General features: G+C 54.5%; 4 protein-coding genes. All 4 read right to left on the bottom strand.

Features of this window, described 5'->3' with window-relative positions; genetic code table 11:
• The coding region (locus WC614_13980; GenBank protein ID MFA5034112.1) for an alpha-amylase family glycosyl hydrolase at positions 1–441 on the bottom strand (441 nt) is incomplete at its 3' end.
• Complete coding sequence (locus WC614_13975) at positions 438–593, bottom strand: hypothetical protein (protein MFA5034111.1); 156 nt, start codon at positions 591–593, stop codon at positions 438–440. The genes WC614_13980 and WC614_13975, both read right to left, overlap by 4 nt.
• A 7-nt stretch (positions 594–600) precedes the next feature.
• Positions 601–2,595, bottom strand: a complete 1,995-nt coding sequence (locus tag WC614_13970; GenBank protein MFA5034110.1) for an alpha-1,4-glucan--maltose-1-phosphate maltosyltransferase — start codon at positions 2,593–2,595, stop codon at positions 601–603.
• The coding region (gene glgB / locus WC614_13965) for a 1,4-alpha-glucan branching protein GlgB (protein MFA5034109.1) at positions 2,592–4,437 on the bottom strand (1,846 nt) is incomplete at its 5' end. The genes glgB and WC614_13970, both read right to left, overlap by 4 nt.

The following is a 4,437-nucleotide window of genomic DNA, read 5'->3' as shown; positions in this document are numbered from 1 at the left end:
GTAGTAATTCCGCTTGCTGGAACCCTCCGGTGCGCGGCGCGCCGCCTGAAACCAGGGATGCTGGTCGGAGGTGTGATTAATGACCATCTCGGTGATAACCTTGAGACCGCGGCGGTGGGCTTCCTTCACGAACTGCTTGAAATTGGCCATGGTGCCGTACTCGGGATGGATGTTGCGATAGTCGGAGATGTCATAACCGTCGTCGCGCATCGGCGAGGGGTAGAAGGGTAACAGCCACAGCGTGTTCACCCCTAAATCCTGGAGATAATCGAGCTTCTGGATTAACCCGGTAAAATCCCCGGTGCCGTTATTGTCGCTGTCAAAAAAAGCCTTGATGTGCAGTTCGTAAATAACGGCATCTTTAAACCAGAGCGGGTCTTCCATCCAATGTGCGTTGTCCGCGAGCGGGTTTTTTATCTCGCCGGGTTTTATTGTGTTCATGGTGTTCTCTTTCCTGTAGGGGCGAATTCATTCGCCCTGTTTAATCTGCTTTTTGCGATTGGGCGAATAAATTCGCCCCTACAAGGGCTTGCTTTCATCATTTGTGCTGATGAATCAATGCCGTCATGATTGTTAGCGTTGGTTCCGTTCATGGCTCTTTTACAGAAAATAATCGAAGTCGTGTTCGGTACGCACACGCCGACGCAATTTGAAAATATGCGCGGGCGCAACCAGGGGATTGATTTCAACGTAGTTGCGTGCGCCGTTCCACAAAAAACGCGCGGACGTCAGCAGATCCTGTACCTGGTAAGTTCGATCCGTATCCAGCCCAAGCAACTCCAGCGGCAGTGTGACCCAGCCGGATTGGGTATGATGCGGATCCAGATTGGCGACTACCAGAATGATTTCAGCGTTATCCGCTGTGGTTTTTGCGTAACAAAGCAGACTGTCATTGTTCACATCAAAAAAATGCAGGCTTTGATCCTGTTGCAGTGCCGGGCTTTCCCTGCGTATGCGGTTCACCCGTGCGATAAAATCCTGCAGGCTGTCGGCACGGTCAAGCTTCCAGCGGCGCACCTGGTATTTCTCTGAATTGAGATATTCTTCTCCGCCCGATTCGCGGGGAGCCGCCTCCATCAACTCGTAAGCCGGGCCGTAGATGCCGTAATTCGCTCCCAGCGTGGCCGCCAGTACCAGGCGCAGCATAAATGCCGGGCGACCGCCGAATTGCAAATATTCGGGAAGGATGTCGGGCGTATTCGGCCACAGATTGGGCCGGAAATATTCACGCACTTCAGTGCGGCTGAGTTCGGTGAAATAGCTTTCAAGTTCACTTTTCGCATTGCGCCACGCGAAATAAGTATAGGATTGGCTGAAGCCAAGCTTGGCGAGACGGTAAGTGATTTTCGGACGGGTAAATGCTTCAGCCAGAAAAATTGTCTCAGGATGTACGCGCTTTACTTCGGCAATCAGCCATTCCCAAAACGGGAACGGTTTGGTGTGCGGGTTGTCTACTCGGAATATGTAAACCCCTTGTTTGATCCAGAACAGGAATATATCCAGCAGTTCCTGCCATAGCTCATTCCATGCGTCGCATTCAAAATTGAACGGGACAATGTCTTCATATTTCTTGGGCGGATTTTCGGCATACTGGATACTGCCGTCCGCGCGGTGGCGGAACCATTCCGGGTGCTCGCGTACATAAGGATGATCGGGAGAGCATTGAAAGGCGATGTCCAGCGCTACATCAATGCCCAGTTCACGGGCTTTCACCACCAGGCGGTGGAAGTCGTCCAGCGTACCGAGTTGCGGATGAATCGCTTTATGGCCGCCCTCCGCCGCGCCGATCGCCCACGGGCTGCCTACATCGGTCTCGGTCGCTACCAGCGCGTTATTCGCGCCCTTGCGTTGGGTCAGGCCGATCGGATGAATAGGCGGCAAATACACCACGTCGAAGCCCATTGCCGCCACAGACGGCAAGCGTTTTTCGCATTCGGTGAAGCTGCCGTGATCCATGTCATCGCCCACGCAGGAGCGCGGAAAAAATTCATACCATGTGCTGTACTGAGCTTTGATCGGTTCGGACCACACGCTTAGCAGTCGAGGATAATCCGTAGCCAAGCTGCGGTCTGGATGTTGCCGCATTAGGCTAGCCAGGGTTTCGGAAAGCGCCAGCGCACTTCCGGCATCCGGCTTGACAGTGCGTAATTCCTCGGCAATCCGCTGTAACTGCATCTGGTTTTCGCCATCGGCGTGCGCCGCGGCCTCTTCCACCAGCATCGCACCGGCCTGAAGTGCTACGGCGATATCCTGGGCATCGTTGCGACGCGAAAACTCATATCGCCACGAAAAAAAATGATCGATCCAGGCCGTCAGTGTGTAGACATATTGGCCCAGTTCGGTGATCGGGAACGACGCGCGCCAACGATCATTGATTAGCGGCGTCATGGCGACTTCATGCCAGCCGGTTTCCGACGCGTGCCGGTAGCGCAACACGCAGGCCAAGGTATCGTGGCTGTCGGTGAACGCGTCTGCCTCCACCTCCACGCTCTGGCCTATGACGCGTTTGATCGGAAAACGCCCCGCATCGATTTCAGGTTGCACATTTTCGATAACTACGCGCCGTCTGCCGTCGAGCTTTTGTGTGCCTTTCATGACCCGCTCCCTTGTTTGAAGAACAGGACGCCCAATGGCGGAAGACGCAGCATCAATGAATGAAACATTTCACCGGCAGATACGGGGGCCGCTTCAACGCCGCCGAAATTGCCCACGCCGCTGCCGCCATAGAGTTCGGTATCGCTGTTGAGCACTTCTTGCCAGTAACCGCCGCTCGGCACCCCGACCAGGTAATTCTCGCGGACGACGGGCGTAAAATTGCAGACCACCAACAGCGTATCGTCAGGGTTGTAGCCACGGCGCACAAAACTGACCACACTTTTTTCCGCGTAGTTACAATCCATCCATTGAAAGCCGTCGTGGTTGAAGTCTTGCTGATAGAGCGCCGCTTCACTGCGGTAAAAACGGTTGAGATCCTCGACCCAGCGCCGAAGCCCTGAGTGCATAGGATATTGCAGCACCTCCCATTCCAGGCTCTCGTCGTGCTGCCACTCGCGTTTCTGTCCGAATTCGCAACCCATGAACAACAGCTTCTTGCCCGGATGCCCCCACATATAGCCATACAGTAAGCGCAGGTTGGCAAACTGCTGCCATTCGTCGCCGGGCATTTTTCCGATCAGTGAGCCCTTGCCGTAGACCACTTCGTCGTGCGACAAAGGCAGCACGAAGTTCTCCGAGAACGCATACCAGATGCTGAAAATAATCTGTGCGTGGTGATATTTCCGGTTAAGCGGATCTTCTGCAAAATATCCCAGCGTGTCATGCATCCAACCCATATTCCACTTCAGGCCAAACCCCAGGCCGCCCACATTGGCGGGACGGGAGACCATGGGCCAGGCAGTCGATTCTTCGGCGAAAGTCTGCGTATTGGGATAATCGCGATAGATAGCCTCGTTCAGGTTGCGCAGGAAAGTAATCGCATCCAGGTTCTCCCGGCTGCCATTACGGTTGGGAATCCATTCGCCTTCTTTGCGGCCATAATCCAGGTAAAGCATCGACGCCACCGCGTCCAGGCGCAGTCCGTCAATATGATATTTATCAAGCCAGAATAACGCGCTGCTGGTCAAAAATGCGCGTACTTCATGGCGGCCATAATTGAAAATCGAACTATGCCATTCCGGTTGAAAGCCTTGGCGCGGGTCGGCGTGTTCGAAAAGATGGGTTCCATCGAAATAGCCGAGGCCATAGGCATCGGAGGGGAAATGCGATGGCACCCAGTCCATGATCACGCCGATGCCGTGCTGATGCAAGGAATCCACCAGGAACATGAAATCCTGCGGCGTACCGTATCGTGCCGTCGGTGCGAAATAGCCGACGGTCTGGTAGCCCCATGAGCCGTAGAAAGGATGTTCTGTCAGCGGCATGAACTCGACGTGGGTGAAATTCAAGTCTGCGACGTACCTTGGCAGCCATTCCGCCAGCTCGCGATAGGTGAGGAAACGGTTGCCGTCTTCCGGAACGCGGCGCCAGGAACCCAGATGCACTTCGTAAATGGAACAAGGCGCGTTCAGCCGGTTTTTCTCCGCGCGCCATGACATCCAATCAGCGTCGTTCCAGGCATAATCCAGTTCCCAGACACGGGAAGCGGTTAACGGCGGCATTTCCGAGCAGAATGCAAACGGATCGCCCTTGTCGGCTATTTTTCCGTCGCGGGAAACGATGCGATATTTATAGATTGCCCCGACCGTGACCTCGGCAATAAAGCCTTCCCAAATCCCCGACTCGTCATCACGTAGATGTAGCGCATTCAATGCGGCATCCCAATGATTGAAGTCGCCGATCACCGAAACGGCGGAAGCATTGGGCGCCCATACTGCGAAGTGAGTACCTTTTACGCCATCAACGGTAATGCCGTGTGAACCCAGTTTTTCATACAGGCGA

Source organism: bacterium (assembly GCA_041649255.1).
Taxonomy (GTDB): domain Bacteria; phylum Hydrothermota; class UBA3073; order JACQXS01; family JAQTXJ01; genus JAQTXJ01.
Note: the sequence above shows the minus strand (reverse complement) of the source record. Positions and strands in the feature narration are given on the sequence as shown.